This window comes from Granulicella aggregans, assembly GCF_014203275.1.
Lineage (GTDB): Bacteria > Acidobacteriota > Terriglobia > Terriglobales > Acidobacteriaceae > Edaphobacter.
Window position 1 is genome coordinate 110,560 of record NZ_JACHIP010000002.1, and the last position, 21,104, is coordinate 131,663.

Here is a 21,104-nt window from a genome sequence, read left to right on the forward strand (position 1 = left end):
ATAGGACCATCCCAAGGCTAGAACCGGCAAAACGCGCTGGTCTCCAGGTTCTCCAGCAACTCCGCCACATCCTTATAGACCTCGACGCATCCTGCGTGCATTAGCTCTTCCCGGCTCCATCCGCCGGTCGTCACGCCTACTGTCCAGATCTCAGCCTTGCCAGCAGCCTCCGCATCGTAGGGAGTGTCACCTAGCGCCAGCACATCTCGTGGCCGCAGCTTCAGCTTCTTCAGCGTGGCCTCGAAGATGTCCGGATGCGGCTTCGCCCGGTCCGCATCGTCGGCTGAAGTCGTCTCTTCCACGACATCGTCGATGTTGGCTATCTTTTTATAAGCCTCAAGCTGCTCCTGCCCAGCTGACGACGCCAGCGAGACCCGAATCCCGATCTCCTTCATCCGCACAAGCAGCTCCCGAGCCTTGGGAAATGGTTCGACCTGATCGAGATAGTTCATCTCAAAGATGAGCTTGCGATAGGCCTTCAGCGGCTCTTCAACAACCTTCCGCTTCCACCACGGCACGAAGACGGGGATAAGTTCGTGCCCACCTTTGCCGATCTGCCGTCGCGCCTCCTCAAGGTCGACGTCCACGTCGATCACGGAGAAAGCGTCCCGCCACGCCGCCGCATGAAGCCAGTTACTCTCCACTAACGTTCCATCGATATCGCACAACACAGCCTTGACCAAAACGTCCCCCGCGGCAAACAGCGTCAAATCCTGTTCGCTACGTCATGGATGTTCGTTATGACGGCCCGGCTGTACGTAGCTACTCTTTCTTAGGAAACCTGTGAGCCCAGCGCTAAGCGGAGCCGGCCAGCTTAGCTCTTTGACATCGACGACTCAGCCGCCACAGGCCCCCAGGCAAACTCCAGAGTCTCCTTGAACGCAAACCGTTTGATGTGCTCCTCCACCACCTGCTGCAACCGCAGCTCGTCGCCATCCTCCGGCATCATCAGCTTCACGGTCAGCCCGGCAGCATCCGCAAACAAGATGCACTTGCCCGCAGCCAGGTCGATCTTTCCGTGCGTGTCGTCATACTTCACCGGGAACTTATGCGCCCAGTGCTGGCAAAGCTTCCGGAGATAGCTGCTTGCGTTCTCGGTGGCTACGCGCCCCTCAGAGATCTTCGTCAACGTCGAAATGTCCGTAATCATCGTGATAATCCTTTCGTTCGTACTGTTCATCAGCTCCGTTCGATCGCCACCGCAGCCGCGTCAATCGCCGCCACAATCTTCTGGAGCTGCTCCTCCGTCATCGGACCGCTCTGTTGCCGCATCCGTAAAGCCATCTTCAGGTTGTGTACAGCCCGGACCAGCTGCGGCGCTCTGCCCGATCCCCCGCCGCGCTCGCGCATCCGCCCCATAGCCGCATTTGCGGAACCCTTATTCGACTCGAGATAGGCTCTTCCCTCGTCAGTCACGGTGTAAGACTTTTTGCCAGAAGCCTCGGCAACCGTCGCAAATCCGATCTCCTCGAGCATCGTTAACGTCGGATACACCACGCCCGGACTCGGCGTATAGCTTCCGCCAAACTGCTCCTCGATCGCCTTAATGATCTCGTACCCATGCCGCGGCTTCTCCGCAATCAGCGCCAGAATCACCAGCTTCAGCTCGCCATGATCGAACGGCCTGCCAAATCCTCGTCCGCCACCCCAGTGCCGACCGCCGAAGCCGTGATGCCCCTCTCCATGGCCAAATCCTCGAAAACCAGCACCGAATTTTCCAAATCCAAAATGTTCAAACATAATCAACCTTCTCTCCAGATACACTTTCGATATATCTGAGTAATAGATATATCGAAAGTGTATCTGGATGCAAGAACTTTCCTCGACTTGCTGGAAATCAGATTTTCCGCTCGGAACTCCGCGAACCGATACACTGGAAGAAGTACCGCCCGACCGCGACGAGCTTCTCCGCAGTCAGAAAGCTGGAAACTATGCCGAAGTCCCCCAATACACCCACTTCCAAAATCAAGCCCGAAGAACCCGACGCGCCCACGGGCGACCGTCTCCAGAAGATCCTTGCCAAAGCCGGCATCGCCAGCCGCCGCAAGGCCGAGGAGATCATTCTTGAAGGCCGCGTCCAGGTAAACGGCACCACGATCACCGAACTCGGCACCCGCGCGGACGCCAGCCGCGACCACATCCGCGTCGACGGCAAACTTCTCAAAGGCCCCGAAGAGCAGCGCTACTACATGCTCAACAAGCCACGCGGATATGTCACCACCCTGACCGATCCGCAGAAGCGCCCGACGGTCATGGACCTGATGTCGGCGCCGAAGTCCGGCCCACACGGCGACAACGTCCGCCTCTACCCGGTCGGCCGCCTCGACTACCTGTCCGAAGGTTTGTTGCTGATGACCAACGACGGCGAACTGGCAAACTCGCTCTCGAAGGCTGCAGCCGGAGTCGAAAAGACCTATCTCGTCAAGGTTTCGGGAGTTCCGCCCGACTCCGCCATCGACCAGATTCGTCGCGGCATCATGATCGACCGTGGCCGTCTTGACGAGGTCCGCGCCGGACGCCGCGACCGCATCATCACCGCTCCCGCCCAGATCGAACTCGTTCGTGGAGGCGATAACCCCTGGTATCAACTCACGCTCACCGAAGGCCGTAACCGCCAGCTCCGCAAGATGTTTGAGGAGATCGGCCACCACGTCGAAAAGATCCGCCGTATCGGCTACGGCGCCCTTCGCCTCGATGTGCCGCCGGGCGAGTTCCGCGAACTGAAGCCGGGCGAGGTGATGGCGCTCTCCCGCGCTGCCAGCGGCAAGAAGGTCGTCCCCAAGAAGAATCTTCCGGAGTTTGCGCAGCTCAAGGCACCGGTAAAAAAGCGAACCGCCCCGCCGCGGCGGACCTTTGCGTCAAACACCAGGCCGTCCCGTCGGCCCAGCTAGCAGGCCCTACTTCTTGTCCCAAACGGTTGTAAACTTCGCGGAAGTCTTCAGCGCCGTGCTGACCATCGTCAAGGTCTTGCCATCTTCGGAGACCTCGTACTCTTCTGCGCTATCAGGCTTACCATTCACCTGATCTTCCATGTGGATGTGGCGTGCGCTCACTCGGCTTCCTGATGTCGTTTCGACCTTGGCCGATTCCGAATTCTTATCGGGATGCTGCACTCCGTCGAGTTCCAGGTCGGTCCGGTGCTTATTTGCAGCAGACGTTATGGTGATACCCGTCTTACCGTAAGGCTCGATGGTGAAACTCTGTTCGCCGGAGACTTCTTCCTCCAGAGAGATCGACTTCCATTCGCCATAGATGCTCTTGCCCGGCCCCGTTCGCGCGTAAGTGGTGGTCGTCTTCTCGTGGCCGCCATCCGGCCCAGTGAACACGTCCAACAGCACCAGGTTTTTGTCGTCGGCGGAGACCGTATAGGTCCGAACCATGGTTTGCCCCTGCACTCTGTCCATCTGCCAGGTGTGGTCGTTCACCTTCTTGAATGAGACAGTTGCCCCTGAGGGGGACTTGATCGACACGCCATCCGCTTTGATCTCGGTCGTCTCTCCGGTGCTTCCCGTCAACGCATAGCGATCGCCGCCGAGATCCTTAATTCCATACGTGATCGTAGGCTTGGGACTCTTTTGAGAGCTGTACACCCAAGTTCCCACAAATGGATCTTGGGCCACGGCTGCACCGGTCGTCGCCAGGAACAGGGCGAGCAACATACTTTTCGGTCGCATCAAAACCTCCTTGGAAAGTGCGCGCGAAGTCTACCACGTCACCTTCCGAAGAGGATTTCCTACGACAAGAGTAGATAAATCTCTTCAACCGCTTGACGGAGGTCTATCGAGTGGAGGAATCTACTCCAGCTTTTCACAGAAGATTTCACGCTTCGCCCGATGACAAATTTGCGTCGCCGGCATCCAATCAGAGTCAGGCAACAAAGCCTTTCCATAGAGAACAGGAGCAGCACCCGTGGCAATTGAAAAGGCAGTCTTTGGAGCAGGTTGTTTTTGGGGTGTAGAAGCCCGTTTTGGCGAAATGTCTGGAGTTTTGGATACCGCCGTTGGATACGAAGGTGGGGAGCTCGAACACCCGACCTACAAGGAAGTCTGTACCGACCGAACCGGCCACGCCGAGGTGGTCGAAGTCACCTTTGATCCGTCGCGGCTCAACTATGAGACGCTTCTGGACACCTTCTTCTCGCTTCACGATCCTACCCAGATCAACCGGCAAGGGCCGGACTGGGGATCGCAGTATCGAAGCGTCATCTTCACGAATAGCGAAGAGCAGTATCGTGTCGCCTGCTCCAAGATCGCCGACCTGAACGCATCCGGGGCGTACCGCCAACGGGTGGCGACCCAGGTACTCCCCTCGACGACCTTCTGGAAGGCCGAGGAGTATCACCAGCGGTATCTGGAAAAGCGCGGCATGGCGAGCTGCCACATCTAGAATTTATCTTCGAAGTGCCCCGTTTGCTGGGAAAATACAGGCAAACGGGGTTTTGCCTTTAAGCCATAACAAGTTCAGGCTTCATTGCCGCGAAGGCCGCCAGAATCTCGTCGGTCGAGCGCCGGGCACCCGTCTGCAGGTACTCCATCGCCGCCAGGGATGCATTATGGGCCTCGAACGATGAGCCGATGACGCAGTCTTCGACGACTCGGGTGTAGAAGTCGCTCTGGTGGGCATCGACAAAAGTGTAGTGAACGCAAACATCGGTCAAGCCGCCGATGAGGATCAATGTCTCGGCCTTCAGACCTTTCATAAGGATCGCGAACTCGGTGCCAAAGAATGCGGAGTAGCGCCGCTTCTTGATCCAGTAGTCGGATTCGGGGCGGAAGCCGATCTCGTCGGAGATGGCGGTCAGCGGATAGTCTTCGAGGCAGTGGACTCCCTCGACGCCGTCAAGTTCCCGGCCAAAGTCGATCAGGTTCGGACGATGGACCTCCTGGATGAAGACAACCGGAACATCGGCCTCCCGAGCAGCCGCGATGAGTTCGCGAGCATTTGCGATCATCGTGTCACCCGGTCCCATCAGCGGGATGGATGCCTCACCCGGCGGCCCTGGTGCCTTCTGTATGTCGATCACAATGAGGGCTACTTTGCCGACGATCATTTCCTGCTTCATGTTTTTCTCCCGACCAGCATCCTGTTGAATTTTTGTCGATGCTACCACGGTGATTTCGTGGCATTGGAGTTCTCTATTCCGGCGATCAACATTCGCCAAAGCCGTTCCAGAGACCGGCACCTGTGATGGTATAAACGCTGCACGCCGAGCATTTTAGAGCTTTCACTGGAGGTCCCCGCGATGCTCGAAGTCCCTGCCAGTGAAGAGAGCGATGTGGCCAAAGTCCCGGCGGCTGCGCGGAGATGGCCGCAGCCCTGGATCTTTGTGCTGATGCCCCTGCCCTTCGGCATCTTTCAGGGATATATCCAAACTCCGTTGCCCTACCTGCTCCGCCAGATGGGATACACGGTCGATCGGATCGGATCGATGGTGGCCTTTGTCCTGCTGCCCATGGCGCTCTATTTTCTATGGAGCCCGGTGGTTGACTTCTGGCTGCGTCGCCGGACGTGGATGATCGTCTTCGCCGCTCTGAGCGGAGCGGCTCTGTTTACTTCGATTCTGCTGCTTCCCCGTCACACCGAACTGGCGACCAGCCTGCTCTTCGGAGGATTCTGCCTGAACCTGCTGACCACAGCCGCTGGCGGCGGCATTCTAGCGACGACGCTGGATGAGCAGGGCAAGGCAAAAGGCGCGGCATGGATGCAGGGGGGGATGCTCACAGCATCCGCACTGGGCGGGGCCGCGCTGCTGTATTTCTCAAAACGCATGCCACTGCCAGTCGCGGGAACGATTGCGGCGTTGATGGTTGCGCTTCCAGCAACGATCGCGTTGACCATTCCCGAGCCGGCACCTGAGACAGCTACAAAAGAGTTGCTGAAGACCTGCCGAACGATGGGACGAGAGATTCGCGAGACGCTGTTTTCGTGGAAGTCGCTGCCGGGGCTTCTGCTGCTGGTCTCGCCGGTAGGTTCGGGCTCCGCGCAGAGCCTGTTTGCTGCCATGGCCAAGGACTATCAGGTTTCCGAGCACGGAGTGATGTTGCTGAACGGGCTGCTGGGCGGCGTGCTGATGATGCTGGGAGCGTTTGCAGCGGTGATCGTTCCGGCCCATTGGGACCGCCGCATCGCCTATGGTGCCGCTGGATTTGCATGCTCCCTCTCGGGGATCTATCTTGCGCTCGCGCCGATGACCCCTATGGTCTACTTTCTTGGAGTCGGCTTCTACCTGTTGACGACGGGACTCTGCTATGCCTTTTTTCTTGGCGTGGTGATGTACACGCTGGGCGCGGCAGGTCAGAGCGCGAGCAGCCGATATACGATCCTGGTCTCCCTCGGCAATCTACCGGTGGTCTATATGACCAAAGTCGAGGGCTGGGGCTTCGGCATGCTTGGGCCGAAGGGCGTTCCAGCGCTCGATGCTGCGGGAAATTTATTGGTCGCGCTGTGCGTGGCGGTGTGGGTCGGATCGCAGGCAATGGGACGAAAGCGAATAGTCCTCGACGCAGAGCTGTAACATCGAGCCCGATCTGTGCTATTCTTTTATTGCGCTGGTCAAAAACGGCGCGGGCATCGCAGGCAAAGACTCCGAATGGATTTGGATTCTGGCCAGAGACTGCGAACCGCCCTACCCACCGCAGACCTTCTAATAAGAGCTTGAACGCTCAGAAGCCGCGCTGGATGCTCTGGCTGGAGGCCTCGTCATCGGACGAGTCTCGCCGTGCAGCAGCAGCGCTTCACCTTCCCGGTACAGCAATGCTGAAAAAGTAAGTCCATGACTGCATACCTGGGCCATATGGCCTGATCCGTCTGGTACGCCGCTTGAAAGAGCTACGACGATTGTCGTGTGCCCCGAGTGGTATGACCAGCCAGAACGACCTAACGATAAGGATTATCTTGACTACTGCAACTCTAGAACCACAGATGGAAGCGACTGCCGCTCCTCAGAACCTCTCTCAGAACAACACCCCTTCAAACAATGGCGCCACAGCAGAGTCTGCGGTCTCCCCTACCGGCATGCCGCTCGTTGCCGATGTTCGCTTCACCGACTTCAACATCTCCGACTCACTGAAGAGCCGCCTTACGGCTGCCGGCTTCAGCACCCCGACCCCGGTACAGGCCAAGGCCATTCCGCCGGCGCTTGAAGGTGCAGACATTCTTGCCACTGCCTCAACCGGCACCGGCAAGACGCTCAGCTTCCTGATCCCGATGATCGAACGCATGGACGCCAACTCGGTTCCAAGCACGCGCGGCAAGCGCGGCCCGATCCGTTCCCTGATCCTGCTGCCGACGCGTGAGCTCGCCATGCAGGTCCTTGAGGCTTACAACAAGCTCGTCCCGAACTCGAAGGGCGATGCCGTCCTGGTCTGCGGTGGTCTCTCCGAGAACACGCAGCTCGACCAGCTCGATCGCGGCCCTCGTCTCGTCGTTGCGACCCCTGGCCGTCTTGAGGACTTCCTTCGCCGCCGTTCGGTCAACCTGAGCAGCGTCGAAATGTTCGTTCTTGACGAAGTCGATCGCATGCTCGACATGGGCTTCCTTCCCGCCATCCGCCGCATCGTTGGCGCGATCCCGAAGACCCGCCAGACGATGTGCTACTCGGCCACACTGGACGCAAACATCCGCGAGATCGTTCGCGACTACGTCAACAAGCCGGTTCGCATCGAGATTGGTACGACCTCGAAGCCTTCAGACCGTGTTGAGCTTCGCGTCTACACCGTGATGCAGGACCAGAAGCTCGGCCTGCTGGACCAGATGCTGCGCCAGGAAGAGGGAACGTTCCTCGTCTTCTCGCGCACCAAGCATGGTGCCGATCGCATCTCGAAGAAGCTCGAAAAGCTTGGCCATGATGCAGACGTGATCCACGGCGACCGCTCGCAGTCGCAGCGCACTGCCGCCCTGAAGGGCTTCGCAAACGGCAAGCACCGCGTTCTCGTCGCTACCGACGTGGCCGCTCGCGGTATCGACGTGAACGACATCGCCCACGTAGTGAACTACGACTTGCCCAACGCTTCTGACGACTTCGTCCACCGCATTGGCCGTACTGGCCGCGCGGGCAAGAAGGGCGTTGCAACGACCTTCGTTATGCCGCAGGAGAAGTCTGATGCCCGCAAGCTGGAGCGCGAGTTGAAGATCAAGTTTGAATGGCGCGAGGCCGACAAGAACCTCGAAAAGGAAGAGCGCAACAAGCCTGTCGATCTCACCTCGCGTGGACCGGCCGACCTGATGCAGATGGAGACTCGTTCCTGGAAGGGCAACGAGCCTGTCACTCCGATGACCACCCCGACCAACAGCTACGGCAACTCAAATGGCGGTCGCAGCCGTTCTGGTAGCGGCGGCGGCGGATTCGCCGGCGGACGCAACTCCGGCGGACGTGGTCCGAGCAACTTCGGCCGCTCGTCCAACGGCGGGGGTAGCGGACGTCCGGGTGGCAGCAGCCGCTCTGGCCCAGCTCGTCGCGGCCAATAAGCCCAGTTTTACCCGATTGCATTGAAACCGCTCCGTCCCTCACGCCAACCAGCGTAGGACCGGAGCGGTTTTTCATTGCCTAGGAGGATTTGGACTTACACTTCTTCTATGTCCGACATTCCTGGTATCAGCGAACTCACCGAGATCATCGGTGACGATAAAAGCTTTGTTCTCCGGATCGTGCAGCCCGGACTTGCCGGGTTGATGGACGGATCGGTGTCGACGCTTGCGCCGATCTTCGCGACTGCCTTTGCAACGCACAACTCCCGAACCGTCTTCCTCATCGGGCTGGCATCGGCGGTCGGGGCAGGAATATCGATGGCCTTTTCCGAGGGTCTATCGGATGACGGCGAACTTACAGGACGGGGAAATCCGGTGTTTCGCGGGATCGTTACCGGGTTGATGACCTTTCTTGGCGGATTTCTGCACACGCTTCCCTTTCTCATCCCCAACGTCCACACGGCGTTGACCTGGGCTTACGCAGTCGTTGGGATTGAACTAGTCGTCATTGCGCTGATCCGACACCGGTATTTCAAGACCAGCTTTGCGCTTTCATGCCTGCAGGTGATCGTGGGCGGCGGTCTGGTGTTTGCTGCGGGCGTTCTTATTGGGCAGTCGTAGCAGTTCTAGAGAGTTTATGAGGTTCTACGAACTTCTTGCAGAACCTCGCTCGTCATCGGATCGGCAGAAAATAGCGCTGTCAAATTAACCTCTGTGAGACCGTTACGCGCAACGCTCATCCGGAAAGAGATGATCTACAGTCCCTCTTATGGAGATACTGCGTTTACCGTGCCATTTTTCGACTCTTTTCTCGAACGTCAGCTCGCGAATCCCATAAACTAGACATTAGGCCTACGGGCCAACCCATCTTGTTACGAACCCAGGAAGAATCCTCATGATCTCTGTCTCAAATGTCACTATGCGGTATGGCTCGAAGCTTCTCTTCGAGGATGTGTCGGTCACTTTCACGACCGGACGGCGCTACGGCCTCACCGGGCCGAACGGCGCAGGCAAGTCTACCTTCATGAAGTGTCTGACGGGCGAGATCGACCCGCAGAAGGGCACGGTCGTCCGTCCGCGCAAAATTGGTGTGCTTTCGCAGGATCAGTACGCCTTCGATGCGTATCGCGTGATAGACACCGTCATCATGGGCAACAAGGCTTTGTGGGCGGCGCTTGAAGAGCGCGAGATCATCTACAACAAGGCCGAGATGACCGACGAAGACGGGTCACGGTTGGGCGAGCTCGAAGGCACCGTAGGCGACGAAGACGGCTACGAAGCCGAGGCGAATGCAGCAGTGTTACTGCAGGGACTCGACATTCCCGACGAGCTGCACGATCGCAAGATGTCGGAGCTCCAGGGTGGCCAGAAGGTGCGTGTCCTGCTGGCGCAGGCGCTCTTCGGTAATCCGCAGGCGCTGCTGCTGGACGAGCCGACGAACTATCTTGACCTCGAATCGATCCACTGGCTGCAGGACTTTCTGATCCGCTACAACGGGACCGTGATCACGATCTCGCATGATCGTCACTTCCTGAACAACGTGTGTACGCACATCGCCGACATCGACTACGAGACGATCATCACCTACAACGGCGGCTACGATGACATGGTCTTTCAGAAGACCAGCGTCCGCACGCGTATTGAATCGCAGAACGAACAGCGCGAGAAGAAGATCGCGCAGTTGAACGACTTCATCGCGCGGTTCTCCGCCGGTACGCGTTCAAGCCAGGTGAACTCGCGTAAGAAGGAAGTCGAGCGGCTGGCGACGAGCGAACTGGCGCGCTCGAACATCGCGCGTCCGTACATCGCGTTCAAGATGGAGCGGCCCTCGGGCAAGAACGTGCTGGAGTTCGAGCACGTGAACAAGAGCTACGAGCAGAAAGACGGCAAGGTCGAGCACGTCATCAACGACTTCTCCGCCTCCATCTCTCGCGGAGATAAGGTCATCCTGATGGGCCGCAACGGCCAGGGTAAGACAACGCTGCTAAAGGCTCTGCTGGCGAACGGACCTGGCATTGACGAGAAGGATGTTTCGATCGACTCGGGCTCGGTGAAGTGGGGACATGAGGCGCAGATCGGCTACTTCGCGCAGGACCACAAGGGATCGATCCAACTGGGCATGACGGCATCTGACTGGCTGCACCAGTTTGATCCGCAAGCGACCAAGGAAGATATTCGCGGCATTCTCGGCCAGATGCTGTTCAAGGGCGAAGAGGGACTCAAGAAAACCGATGCGTTATCGGGAGGCGAGGCTGCACGGCTGCTGTTCTGCAAGATCATGCTGCAGAAGCCGAACGTGCTGGTACTGGACGAGCCAACGAATCACCTTGATCTCGAGAGCATCAATGCTCTGAACCAGGCGATTCAGAAGTACGAGGGCACGGTCTTCCTGGTGACGCATGACCAGGACCTGATCGAAGAAGCAGGGACACGCATCTGGCATTTTGAGGGCGGCCCAACAGACTTCCGCATCACCGACCATAAGGGACCTTACGAGGAATACCAGCAGCAGCTTGCAATGGCCTCGAAGTAGTTCGATCAGAAGTTCCCGTCGGCTATAGCCGACGGGCAAGGATATACGAGGTCTTTATCATGGCAATCAGTGAGCCGACTAAAGCTCCAGGCAAAAACGTGCTCGGCCAACCACTCTCGACCTGTGGCTGCGAGCCGATGACGGGCTTCTATCGGACGGGATGCTGTGAGACTGGCCCGGATGATCTCGGAGTTCATACCATCTGTTGCGTGGTGGATGCGAAGTTCCTTGCGGCCTCGAAGGCGCTGGGCAACGATCTGTCAACCCCGATGCCGGCCTATGGATTTCCTGGGCTGAAGCCCGGAGATCGATGGTGCGTGTGCGCGGCGCGGTGGCTGCAGGTGCAGCAGGCGGGCGCAGGATGTCCGGTCGTGCTCGAGGCGACGCACGAGGACACGCTGCGTATTGTTCCCTTCGAGCTACTGATCCAGTACGGCGTCATTCCTGATCGTCTTCACTAAGTTCCAATAAATGGCTGGAAGAATCCCTGCTGGCGGAGGCACGCTGACCTCTAACTGAGGCCTTGGCGTCAGATGCCGACCTGTATGCCCACATCGGGAAACGCCGGGTACTTCAGTGTGGCCGAACCGCGTGTAAGGGTGTTCATGCCTGATCGATCTTCGCCGATACAGAGGACAAATCAATCCCCTGAACTTTACCGTTCCCTGTACTCCGCGCCTGGCACCCGAACGAAAGTTGCATGTTAAATCGATGTAAACATTGGCTTAAACGTCGCGACCACGTGTTAGTACGCCCCAAAAATTCAATATTTGGGAATTTATTTCCTATTGTAGAAGTGGTCCATCGCCTCTAGCCTTGTAATTAATAACTAAACCAGACATCTCTCAAACGCGAGCCTCCTCGTGAAGCACTGGCTATATGTGTGCCTTAGAAGGCTTGGCCGAACTTGAAACTCCGGGTCCAACAGAGTCGAAACACGATACCGATACCAGCGCCCCGTTCCGACAGTTGAAGGAAGACTTTTCATTTCGCCCATAGCCAGAGATCTGACGATAGACAGGAGCTTCGCGTTGAGCAATCAACCACAGAGCGATAACACCTTCGTAGGACTTGATACGCCTATTCGGCAATTCACTCTACCGGCGTGCCGAAATAGCATTTCGCTTAGAGGACTAAGAAGGTCCCGAATTGCAGGCCCCCATTTTCCGTTATGCATGAATGTATCCGGTTCAACAGCCGGTATTCAAGCACTGAAGTATGTAACTGCTGCCTTAACTAAATTTTTTTCGGAGCCCTCCCTCATGCACATTTCAGGACTCAAGCAAAACACATTCTCTATGTACGGTCGTTTGATAGCGATTGCGCTATTTGCTATTTGCTCCACAACGTCCTCATTCGGGCAGTCAGCTTCGACACCGACGACGATCAACATTACTGACACGCCGAAACTGAAGACGGCAAAGCGCATCGGATTGGTGCTTGGCAATCAAAACTTCTATGACTCCGGGCAGTTCATGCGAAACCTTGCGTTCCGCAACCCTGGCTTCGAAGGTGAAATCTGGCAGTCGATCATCCACTGCGAGTACGTCACCGCGACCACTTGCACGGACGACGACCTTTACACCTATTGGCCAGCGAATTTTCTGGCAAATGCACAGGCCGAATTTATCGTCGGCGCGGCTACAGGACAGACGACTACGGTTCAGAGCAGCACCGCCGCGGTAATCGGTGCTACTGGTGTCACGATCAAGTTTCCCGCCCTCGCCAAAGCACCAGCGGTGGGCGATTATGTCGTTGTACGCATGTCCGTTCCCGGCAACGCGGCAGCGGGCTGGTGGCCGCAAGGATCCGCAGGAACGACCTTCACCACCGAATACTCCGATCTCTCTCCGAACACACCGGGTAAGCAGGCGCTGCGTGTGACCCAGGGCACTTCGGACCAGGCCTCCGTGACAAGCTACATGGACAGCACCGCGGGTGTGTCATATCTGCAGATGAATGGGACTTACACCATTACCTTCCGGGCTAAAGGAACGGGCGGGAGCAACAAAGTAGAGATTAACATGAGCCGTCCGGGCGTCACCTTCTTCGACCAGGTAGTGACACTGACCACATCCTGGCAGGATTACAAATACACATTTACCGCGAAGGACATTGATGTCCCCGGGACCGTCGCCCTGAAATTTTACCTTGCAGGCAGCTCCATGCTGATTGACGACGTAGCCCTCACGGCGGCTGCTGGCGCAAACAACCCCACCGTCTATCGTGACGAGGTCGTCGCCACTCTGCAGAAGCTCAAGCCTGGCATTCTGCGGTTCATGGACTCAGGTACGAACTGGGGCAGCACCTTTGACAACCTGATACAACCGGACTTCGCACGGCGGCGCGCGGGATACAGCAACCATAACTCCGAAAACGACGATATCCCGCTAAGCCTGCACGACTATCTTGTTCTCTGCCAGACAATCGGAGCCGAGCCCTGGTTTACGATGCCGACCGGCATGACCACGCAAGAGATGCTCGACGTGATGGACTACTTCGGCGGATCGACCTCCACGACTTACGGAGCGCGTCGCGCAGCCCTCGGACAGACAGCTCCGTGGACCACTGTGTTTCCCAAGATCCATCTTGAGTTCGGTAACGAAGTCTGGAACACCTCAAACCCGGGTGCCAGCATGACCGACCCCTTGTCTTACGGCAAGCGGGCGGGCGTGATCTTTACAACGGCCAAGTCCTCTCCGTCCTACTCGGCTAAGGCATTCGATCTGGTTCAGGACGGGTTTCAGGCGAATCCCTGGTGGTCCCAGCAGGCACTCTCCACGAGCACCAACTATGACACGGTAACTGTCGCCGCATACACGTTCGGCACTCTCTCTGACGTCTCGTCGAACGAAGCGATCTACGGCCCGATGTTCGCTGAGCCCGAAGCGGCGAACAGCACGGTCGGCGGGATCTTGAATCAGTCTGCAGTCCTGGCTGCGGCGGCGAATCCGCCAGCCAAGCTAGCCATCTATGAAGAGAACATGGGCACCATTCAGGGCACCGCCTCGCAGGCTCTGGTGAACGCCAACATAGCTGGCGTTGGCGCAGGTCTCTCCACAGCTGTCAACCAGTTACTTCTTCTCCGCGACCTGGGCATCACCGATCAGAACTTCTTTGCTCTGGCCGGCCCGAGTGCTCCCTTTATCGGCTCCGGCGGGTCGAACGCAACGCTCTCACCGATCTGGGGTGGAGTGATTGACATGGGCGGGCCGACCAACCGCGTCAGACCGACCTTTCTGTCCGAGCAACTCGAGAACTCCGCCATTCTGCCGACGTTGCTAACGACAACGCAGACCGGAGCGAACCCGACATGGAACCAGGCTTACACCATAAATGACGACTTCAGCCTGGCGGGGGCACACTATCTCCAGAGCTTCGCTTTCACAGACGGCACCAAGCTGAACATCATTCTGTTCAACCTGAGCCGCACCACCGCTCTGCCCGTCAACTTTGCCGGCCTGAACACTCCGCTAGGCACGGCAACGATCAGCACGCTGACCGGGACGAGCCTTAGCGCGAATAACGAAACATCACAGAATGTGGCTATTACGTCGAAGTCTCAGACGCTGACCACAAGCTCGACGCTAACCTTGGCTCCGTTCTCGATGACCGTTGTGAGTGTTGATGCTCCGGTTGTTCCGATTGAGATCACAAGCATGACGGCAACCTGCGCCAATGCGTCGCTCTCTCCGGGCAACTCAACGACCTGCACCGCGAACGTCGTCGGTCAGGGTAAATATGACTCCAGTGTCAGCTGGTCAGCCGATACCGGGACGATCGACAGCAACGGCAATTACACCGCTCCAAGTTCGATTCCTTCGAATGGAAAAGCGACAATCACCGTGATCTCCAATCAAGACAAAACTCAGAAGGTCAAAATAACGATCTCGATTGCTAATAGCAGCATCACTGGCGTAACAGCGACCTGCCCATCGACTGCAATCAATCAGGGTGCCACAACCACCTGCACAGCTACAGTCAACGGAACGGGAAGCTTCTCTTCGGCTTACACCTGGGCCGCATCGGCGGGCAGCGTCACTAGCAACGGCACGCTCACCGCGCCGACGACTGGTAGCACCATGACCTTGAAGGCAACCAGCACGCAAGACCCGACGAAGACTGCTACCGTCACTCTCGCGCTGTCCCAGGTCCTGATCATGGGCACCCCCTCGAGCAAGGTGACGAGCACAACCGTCACGGTCTCCTGGCCGTTGAACATGGTTGCGTACAGTGGCATCACCTACGGCACAACCTCGGGGCTTGGCTCAAGCACTCCTTATAGCCCGATCACGTCCACCACGCCAAGCCTTACCCTGACCGGCCTGACACCGGCCACCACGTACTACATGGTGGTGTACTCGTTCATCAATAACCAGACTGTGGAGAAGACGTACGCCGTAACCACAGCCAGCACGTCAAGCACGGTCACCGGAGTTTCGGTTGCCTGCCCCTCCGTCCTTGGCCTCAGCATCGGTGGAACGGTTGGCTGCACGGCAACGGTAACCGGAACTGGCGGCTACTCCTCCTCCGTGAACTGGTCGGCATCGCTCGGAAGCATTAGCACCACGGGCCTGCTTACGCCTCCTCTGACCGGCACCTCGGTGACGGTGAAGGCGACCAGCGTGCAGGATGCCACGAAGTCGGCGTCGCTCACGATCTCGCTCACCGGACAGTCAACCATCACCGCCGTCTCCATCGCCTGCGGCTCCAGCAGTGTTTCGGCTGGCGCAACAGTGGCCTGCACTCCCAGCGTTACCGGCACAGGTAGCTATTCCTCGGGTGTTACCTGGTCGACCTCGGCAGGAAGCATCAGCGCTGCCGGTGTGTTGACCGCACCGACGACTGGAACCTCAGTCACGGTGAAGGCCACCAGCACGCAGGACACAACCAAGTCTGCTACTGCAACCATCGCGGTAACACCGTCAAGCAGCGTAACGAAGCTTACGGTAGCCTGCGCTGCGAGCACACTGGCGCCGAGCGGGGCAACGACCTGCGGAGCGACTGTGACTGGAACCGGAAGCTACTCCTCGGCCGTGAACTGGACGACCTCGGCTGGCACCATCACCTCGGGCGGAGTCTTCACGGCGCCGGCAAGCGGAACGTCGGCGACGATTACCGCGACCAGCGCACAGGACAGCACCAAATCTTCGTCGAGCACCATCAGCATCAGCTCGCCTCTCGTGATCAGCAATCCGGTCACTTCAGCCTCCACCAATTCCATAACGGTTGGCTGGACAGTGAACACCCTCGCTCATAGTGGAGTTACTTACGGAGCCACTGCGGCTCTGGGCAGCAGCACTCCGTATGACACCACCTTGACGGAGACACCGACTTACTCGATTACCGGACTGCAGCCCTCAACCACCTATACCCTGGTGATCTACTCGTTCGTCAACAACCAGACCGTGTCGAAGACGATAACGGCGACCACGGGTGCTGCAACCTCCGTCACCGGAGTAGCGGTGAACTGCGGTGCATCGAGCGTGAATGCCGGTGGAACCCTCACCTGCGTCCCGACAGTAAGAGGCACCGGAAGCTACTCCTCCGGGATCACCTGGACGACTACCGCAGGAACGATCACTTCGAGCGGTGTGTTGACGGCACCCGCGACTGGAAGCTCAGTCACGGTACGAGCGGTCAGCACGCAGAATCCTCTCATCTCCGGCGTGGCGACGATCACACTCAGCAGCGTAGTCTCCAGCATTGGCATCAACTGCCCTGCTTCGGTGACAGCGGGCGGCAGCGTTGCTTGCACTTCGTCCGCGATAGGCGTAGGCAACTACTCCTCCGCAGTTACCTGGTCTACCTCTGGGGGCAGCATTACTCAAGCAGGTATCCTCACGGCGCCTACCACAGGGTCTACTGTCACCGTCATCGCAACCAACAAGCAGGATCCGACTAAGTCGGCCGCAGCTACGATCTCCCTCAACGGAGCCCTCTCCAGCGTAGGCGTCGTATGCCCTGCTTCGGCTTCCGCTGGTAGCACCGTTACCTGCACCTCGTCCGCGATAGGCGTAGGCAACTTCTCCTCCGCAGTTACCTGGTCGACCTCCGCAGGGAGCATCAACCAGGGCGGTGTATTGACGATTCCCACCAAGGGCAGTTCCATCACTATCACCATCCACAGCACGCAGGATGCAACCAAGAGCGCTGTGGCGACCGTAGCCATCACGTCGGCGAACACGACCGCGACCGTCAGCGGGGTCAAGGTCGCCTGCGCTGCGGCCTCCGCTTTAGCTAACGCAAACGTAGCCTGCTCTGCTTCGGTATATGGCACGGGCAACTTCTCTTCAGCAGTCACATGGATCACGACCGCCGGCACGATCTCGCCGGCGGGCGTGCTCACCATGCCAGCAAGCAATGTGTCGCCAACAGTCCGGGCGATCAGCGTTCAGAACCCCGTCATCTCCGGGGTGAAGACCGTAGCGATGCTGGCACCTCTCGCAATCGTCAACCCAAATATTTCTGCGACTTCTACAACTATCGTGGTATCCTGGAATGTTAGTCAGCCAGCACACAATGGAGTCAACTACGGATTGACTAACCAATACGGAAATATCACTCCGTACGACAACAATCTCATGACGGCGCCCAGCTACACCTTTACCGGGCTCCAGCCGGGCACCACCTACTACGTTTACCTCTTCTCCTTCAACGATAACGGAACGGTAACGCTCCCGCTCACCGTCACGACCGCACCGAAGTAGTGCCCCGCGGATCTGGCAACTACAACCGAAGTACTCAGCCCGCAGGCCCCCGTCAGATGACGGGGGCCTGCGATTTTAATCTCCTACCGTCATGGGGAAGAGTAGTGCGGGCGACTCCGTGAACGTCTTGCAGTCGGCTACCGGGACCACCCGTGCATGTGTCAGTATCGAGGTGGGGGCTAACAAGTTCGGAGTCTAATACAGCTCCTGCTTGCCCGGCCCGTGGAGGCGATGTGAGAAAGAAGCTGATCAATTCCAGCGTCATCGGAGTCATACTCGTCGCATCGCTGGGTGCCTGGTGGATGCTTAAGCGCCGGATGCGCGCTCCCCTGTTGACCTCGATGATGGTGACGGCCCCGGTGACAGCGACGGCGCAGGGCCCGACGGTCATTCAGGTGAGCCCGACCATCCTTCATCAGGACGTGAAGAGGATGGGGATGAACCTTGGAGGACAGGACTTCTACGATTCGCAACAGATCATGAAGAATCTTGTCGACCGCAATCCAGGCTTCGAGGGACTGGAGTGGCAGACGGTGATTCCGTGCGGCAAGGTAACGGCGACCTCCTGCACAGACGGTGCCAACAACGGATCCTGGCCAGAGGGATTTCTGGACGGCGGCAACTACGAGGTCATCACAGGAACGGCCAGCGGGACGACCGGCACGATTCTTCACAGCACGGGCGCGAGCAGCCAGGCGGGCGCAGTGGTCCAGTTCGCACAGGCTGCGAAAGCTCCCGCCGCCGGTGACTATATTGTCGTGCGCAAGATGACCGACGGCTACGCTACGGCCGGTTGGGATGCTCAGTTGATCGGCGGAGCGACCATCACAGTAGAGTCAAAAGACCTGCCGCCACATACCGCAGGCAAGCAGGCCATCCGGTTGAAGGCACCACGCGGCGACCAAGGCGCCACGCTGAAGCAGTACTTCGACTCGACGCCAGGGCGGTCCTATATCCAACTGCGAGGACCTTACGTGGTCCGGTTCAAAGCGAAGGGCATCAGCGGAAACAAGTCGCTGAATGTCTACGCCGAGCGCCCCGGAGGCAACGGCCCGATCTTCCGGCTGGACGCCCCGCTGACCTCTGAGTGGAAGGAGTATTCCCTGCCCTTCGAGGCCCATGAGCCCACCGGTGCCGTAGGAACGGTCGCGTTCGGAATTACGGTGATTGGCGGCGAAGCGTTAATCGATGACGTCAGCCTGAGTGAGGCAAGCTCGAACGGGACTGCGTTTCGCAACGACGTAGTCTCAGCATTGCAGCGGTTACAGCCCGGGGTGCTGCGCTACATGGACAGCGGCGGAAACTGGGGCAGCAACCTCGACAACATGCTCGCGCCCGAGGCAGGCCGCAAGGTCAGTGGGTATAACCGGTACTTCTCGACGGCGACAGACATACCGATCGGACTGCATGACTTTCTCGTGCTCTGCGACAAGCTGGGAGCGGAGCCCTGGTACACGATTCAGATGGGCTGGTCGAACAAGGACGTCTCGAACCTGATGGAGTATCTAGGCGGCGGCCCTTCGACGAAGTACGGTGCTCTGCGAGCATCCCTTGGACATCCTGAGCCCTGGACGAAGACGTTCAAGACGATCCATCTCGAGTATGGCAATGAGGCGTGGAACACCGCCCAGCCCGGGGAGTCGATGGCGGATGCCAATGCGTACTCTGACCGGACAACGAAGGTGTTTGGACTCGTGCGTTCCTCCCCGGCATATACCGGCGGCCACTTCGACCTGATCGCAAATGCGCAGGTTGTAAATACCTATCTGACGAAGGCTATCCTCGATCGAGCGAGGGGCATCGATACTCTAGATATTGCTCCCTACACCTTTACCTTCTTTGGCGACGACAGTTCCACCGAACACATCTTCGGGCCGATGTTTGCGCAGCCGCAAATGCTGGACACGTCCGCTACCGGTATCGTGCATAAGCAGGCGAATGCCGTGGCGACGGCGGTGCATCCGGTCGACCTGGCAGTGTATGAGACGAACATCGGGACGACAGGTGGGACAGCGAGCCAGGCAAGCCTGGACTCGGTAGTGCCGTCGGTGGGGGCGGGGATCGCGTCGATCGACCACATGCTTCTGATGCTGCGCGACGACGGCATCAAGGTGCAAAACACCTTCCAGCTTGGAGGCGGAACCTATCACTTCAATGACACATCAGGAAGGAACAAGGATGCGGCGTCGCCGGTGTGGGCGGTGGTGGTGGATATGGGTGGCCCGACAAACCGGGTGAGGCCATCGTTCCTGGCGCAGCAGCTTGCGAACCATGCGATACGCCCGACGATGTTGAGGGCCACGATCAGCGGAGACGATCCGATGTGGAACCAGCCGAAGAGCGCCAACGACGAGATCGAGCTGAGCCACGTACACGAACTCCAAACCTTCGCATTTACCGACGGCAAGACCGACACCATGATCCTGCTGAACTTGAGCCGAACGACGCCACGAGTCGTTGGGTTTGAAGGCGCGTGCGTTCCGCAGGGGACGGTATCTGTAGAGACGCTGACCTCGGCCAGAATTACGGACACGAACGAACGTCAGGAAAATGTGAAGATCGTCGGGCGGGTGGAGCACGACTTCGTTCCGGGCAAGGGATCGCTTACGCTACCGCCTTTTTCGATGACGTCACTAGTTGCTCCCAGCCACGGGTGTGCCCCAAAGCGCTAAGCCCTAACGCTTGAGGGCGGTCTTGAGCTTGCGTGCTACACTCATCGCCTGCCGGAGGCCAGGGACTGACTCGAACGCGCCGAAGGTGATGTCGCTGCGGGAGCTTCGCTGGCCGGCGAGCGAAGGCTGCGCGATGAGAGTGACAAGCTCGGGATGAGCAGCGCGGAACATGGTCAGAGCGCCGTCGACGTGCATGGGACCACCGACAGGATCGCCCGGTGGCCGCACCAGGCAGCCCTCGAGATACTCGACGAGCGGAGCAAGAGCGCTGCGGTGAACGCCATACATGTGCAGGTTTTGGAGATGGCCCGGGAACTCTACAAGCGAAGGTCTGGAGCCCGACGGCGGAGGCGGGATAGGCGCGATGTGGCCAAGGTGAACAAACTGCCAGTCGCAATGCTTCAGGCCGAGCGCGACCTCTCCCACTGCAGCGCAGTTACTGGAGGGAACATCGCAGTCGTCTTCGAGGATGAGAACGCTTTCGACATCGCGGCTAAGAGCATCGCGCAGGACACCGAGGTGGCTCATAAAGCATCCGTGTGCACCCAGCGATGGAAAGCCGGCTAGTTCAGTGGGCCTGGTCGCGGCGTAGATTTCGACGCTGCCCTGCTTCCACTCAAGTCCGAGTGCCCGAAGTTGCCGAGTGACTTCTTTGTACCGATCGGTGCGGTCGGGGAGATTGATCACCCGGATGAGGTCGAAGCTTTCGGTTAGCGGGGGCAT

Annotated in this window: 15 protein-coding genes; 9 read left to right on the forward strand and 6 right to left on the reverse strand. The window is 58.4% G+C overall.

Annotated features, from left to right (window positions below; genetic code table 11):
- Window positions 1–17 precede the first annotated feature (17 nt).
- From HDF16_RS05955 to HDF16_RS05965, 3 genes are all read right to left on the reverse strand, one after another.
- Entirely contained in the window at window positions 18–710 is a 693-nt protein-coding gene (locus tag HDF16_RS05955; protein ID WP_246408786.1) for an HAD family hydrolase, read from the reverse strand.
- A gap of 104 nt (window positions 711–814) precedes the next feature.
- A complete protein-coding gene (locus HDF16_RS05960; protein ID WP_184214517.1) occupies window positions 815–1,150 on the reverse strand; it encodes a DUF2218 domain-containing protein in 336 nt (111 codons plus the stop codon).
- A gap of 29 nt (window positions 1,151–1,179) precedes the next feature.
- Entirely contained in the window at window positions 1,180–1,740 is a 561-nt protein-coding gene (locus HDF16_RS05965) for a PadR family transcriptional regulator (protein WP_184214518.1), read from the reverse strand.
- Window positions 1,741–1,931: 191 nt separating this feature from the next.
- On the opposite strand from HDF16_RS05965, the gene HDF16_RS05970 reads away from it, so the two are divergent.
- Window positions 1,932–2,891, forward strand: coding sequence for a pseudouridine synthase (locus tag HDF16_RS05970; protein ID WP_184214520.1), 960 nt, complete (start codon window positions 1,932–1,934; stop codon window positions 2,889–2,891).
- 6 nt (window positions 2,892–2,897) lie between these two features.
- On the opposite strand, the gene HDF16_RS05975 is transcribed toward HDF16_RS05970, so the two are convergent.
- Window positions 2,898–3,674 (reverse strand): hypothetical protein, encoded by a 777-nt coding sequence (locus HDF16_RS05975; RefSeq protein ID WP_184214521.1) that lies wholly within the window; start codon window positions 3,672–3,674, stop codon window positions 2,898–2,900.
- A gap of 235 nt (window positions 3,675–3,909) precedes the next feature.
- Here HDF16_RS05975 and msrA point away from each other — a divergent pair, with 235 nt between their 5' ends.
- Window positions 3,910–4,386, forward strand: coding sequence for a peptide-methionine (S)-S-oxide reductase MsrA (msrA, locus tag HDF16_RS05980; RefSeq protein WP_184214524.1), 477 nt, complete (start codon window positions 3,910–3,912; stop codon window positions 4,384–4,386).
- Between the two features lie 58 nt (window positions 4,387–4,444).
- Here msrA and HDF16_RS05985 read toward each other — a convergent pair whose 3' ends face one another.
- Complete coding sequence (locus tag HDF16_RS05985) at window positions 4,445–5,062, reverse strand: cysteine hydrolase family protein (protein WP_221312562.1); 618 nt, start codon at window positions 5,060–5,062, stop codon at window positions 4,445–4,447.
- A 180-nt stretch (window positions 5,063–5,242) separates the two neighbouring features.
- Between HDF16_RS05985 and HDF16_RS05990 the strand changes: the two genes are divergently transcribed.
- From HDF16_RS05990 to HDF16_RS06020, 7 genes are all read left to right on the forward strand, one after another.
- Window positions 5,243–6,514 (forward strand): MFS transporter, encoded by a 1,272-nt coding sequence (locus HDF16_RS05990; RefSeq protein ID WP_184214526.1) that lies wholly within the window; start codon window positions 5,243–5,245, stop codon window positions 6,512–6,514.
- A gap of 380 nt (window positions 6,515–6,894) precedes the next feature.
- Complete coding sequence (locus HDF16_RS05995) at window positions 6,895–8,466, forward strand: DEAD/DEAH box helicase (RefSeq protein ID WP_246408788.1); 1,572 nt, start codon at window positions 6,895–6,897, stop codon at window positions 8,464–8,466.
- Between the two features lie 108 nt (window positions 8,467–8,574).
- Entirely contained in the window at window positions 8,575–9,087 is a 513-nt protein-coding gene (locus HDF16_RS06000; protein ID WP_184214528.1) for a VIT1/CCC1 transporter family protein, read from the forward strand.
- Window positions 9,088–9,361: 274 nt separating this feature from the next.
- The gene (locus HDF16_RS06005) at window positions 9,362–10,999 is read left to right on the forward strand and encodes an ABC-F family ATP-binding cassette domain-containing protein (RefSeq protein WP_184214530.1); all 1,638 of its coding nucleotides are present in this window, start codon (window positions 9,362–9,364) and stop codon (window positions 10,997–10,999) included.
- 59 nt (window positions 11,000–11,058) lie between these two features.
- Window positions 11,059–11,460 carry a DUF2237 family protein gene (locus HDF16_RS06010; protein WP_184214532.1) on the forward strand — a complete coding sequence of 134 codons (402 nt, stop codon included), beginning with the start codon at window positions 11,059–11,061 and terminating at the stop codon, window positions 11,458–11,460.
- An 801-nt stretch (window positions 11,461–12,261) separates the two neighbouring features.
- Window positions 12,262–17,709 carry a hypothetical protein gene (locus tag HDF16_RS06015; protein WP_184214534.1) on the forward strand — a complete coding sequence of 1,816 codons (5,448 nt, stop codon included), beginning with the start codon at window positions 12,262–12,264 and terminating at the stop codon, window positions 17,707–17,709.
- 233 nt (window positions 17,710–17,942) lie between these two features.
- Window positions 17,943–20,381: a hypothetical protein gene (locus HDF16_RS06020; protein WP_184214536.1), complete on the forward strand. Its 2,439-nt coding sequence runs from the start codon at window positions 17,943–17,945 to the stop codon at window positions 20,379–20,381.
- Between the two features lie 3 nt (window positions 20,382–20,384).
- On the opposite strand, the gene HDF16_RS06025 is transcribed toward HDF16_RS06020, so the two are convergent.
- A complete protein-coding gene (locus tag HDF16_RS06025; RefSeq protein WP_184214538.1) occupies window positions 20,385–21,104 on the reverse strand; it encodes a glycosyltransferase family 25 protein in 720 nt (239 codons plus the stop codon).